The organism is Sodalis sp. (in: enterobacteria) (assembly GCF_047607725.1).
GTDB lineage: Bacteria > Pseudomonadota > Gammaproteobacteria > Enterobacterales > Enterobacteriaceae > JBLKSS01.
The window spans coordinates 1,866-3,526 of record NZ_JBLKSS010000337.1; the positions used below are offsets into that span (position 1 = coordinate 1,866).

Below are 1,661 nucleotides of genomic sequence, written 5' to 3' on the forward strand. Positions count from 1 at the left end.
GGCCGTCCTGCGTCTCAAGTTCGGCCACCAGAATTTTAGATCGGCGCTGGTAGTTATACAGCGCCTTTTTCTGGTTCGGCAGTATATCCACTTCCGCAGGGGTGAAGCAGCGTTCTTGAAACCAGTGAATACTGCGGGTAGTGAGCACAAACAGTTTCTTCAGCCCCATTCGACGCGCCTGCTGCGCGATGCGCGTCAACAGCATCTCGCCGCGTGACGAACTGCGATAATCGGGATGCACCGCCACGCAGGCCATTTCGCCTATCTGCTCATCGGGAAAGGGATAAAGCGCCGCGCAGGCAATGGTCATATTGTCCCGTTCGATAATGGTAAATTTGTCGATTTCCATCTCCAACTGCTCGCGGGAGCGGCGCACCAGGATCCCCTGCTGCTCCAGCGGGCGAATGAGCGCCAGAATGCCGCCGATATCGTTGATGGTGGCCCGCCGCACCTGCGCGGCGCTTTCCATCACAATTTGCGTGCCGATACCGTCGCGGGAAAAGAGCTCTTGCACCAGGGCGCCATCTTCTTGATAGCTGATAAGATGGCAGCGCCGCACGCCGCTGCGGCAGGCTTTTACCGCCCCGCGCAGAAAGCGCACGGTGCCGGAATGGTAATCACCGCGCGCCTCCAACTGCTCGATGCGCCGCTGGGCGTCGTTGGGGTACAGTTCGGAAATGATATCGTCGTCTTCGCCAATTACACCTTGCGACGAGCAAAAGCCGATAATCTTCTCCGCTTTCAGCTTGATAGCCAGCTGCGTCGCCACCTCTTCGGAGGTGAGATTAAAACTTTCGCCGGTGACCGAGACCGCCACCGGGCCGAGGAGGACGATGGCGCCGCCATCCAACTGGCGGTGAATCGCCTCATCATCGATACGGCGGATGCGCCCGCTGTGGCAATAGTCCACGCCATCATCCACGCCCAAGGGCTGGGCAATGATAAAATTGCCGCTTACCACATTGATGTGCGCGCCCTGCAGCGGCGTATTATTCAAACTCATCGACAGCCGGGCGGTGATATCCAGCTGTAGCTGGCCGGCGGCCTGCTTCACCCGTTCGAGGGTGGGCGCGTCGGTGACGCGGGTATGTTTGTGGTAAATCGGCTCAAGATGATGTACCGCCAGATTGGCGTCGATTTGCGGCCGGGCGCCGTACACCAGCACCAGGCGGATACCCAGGCTGTGCAACAGGCCGATGTCATTAACAATACTGGCGAAATTTTCATGCTCGATGGCTTCGCCGCCCAGCATAACGACAAAGGTTTTGCCACGGTGTGCATTGATATAAGGAACCGTATGGCGAAAACCCTGAACCAATTCTGTACTGCGTTCCTTCACGGCCTACCCTCTGTGAATGATTATTCTGATTTTGTGTATTTTTAGTCTTTTAATCCCCGCTTGGCAAGTCCCAATTTAAAGTAGGCCACTTTGTAAAGATGCGCAAAGTCCGCTCTGCACCGCCCATGTACGGCCTTTTCGGGATGACAGCGGCCGGCGGTTTGGTTAAAGTTTTCGCCGTTAACGATAAACGATTGGTTTTTCAGATAATGCACATTTTATTACCGGGGCGTTATGCCTGATTCAGAACATAACAACGCGCGCCGACGATTGTTGCAGGGCGTGGCTTGCTGGTTCCGGTCACGTCCGATCACTGATTCCG

Annotated in this window: 1 protein-coding gene; it reads right to left on the minus strand. The window is 56.1% G+C overall.

Annotation, left to right across the window (positions count from 1 at the left end; genetic code table 11):
• On the minus strand, nucleotides 1-1,339 hold a 1,339-nt coding region (argA, locus tag ACMX3H_RS20035; protein ID WP_415211942.1), incomplete at its 3' end, for an amino-acid N-acetyltransferase.
• Between the last annotated feature and the right edge of the window lie 322 nt (nucleotides 1,340-1,661).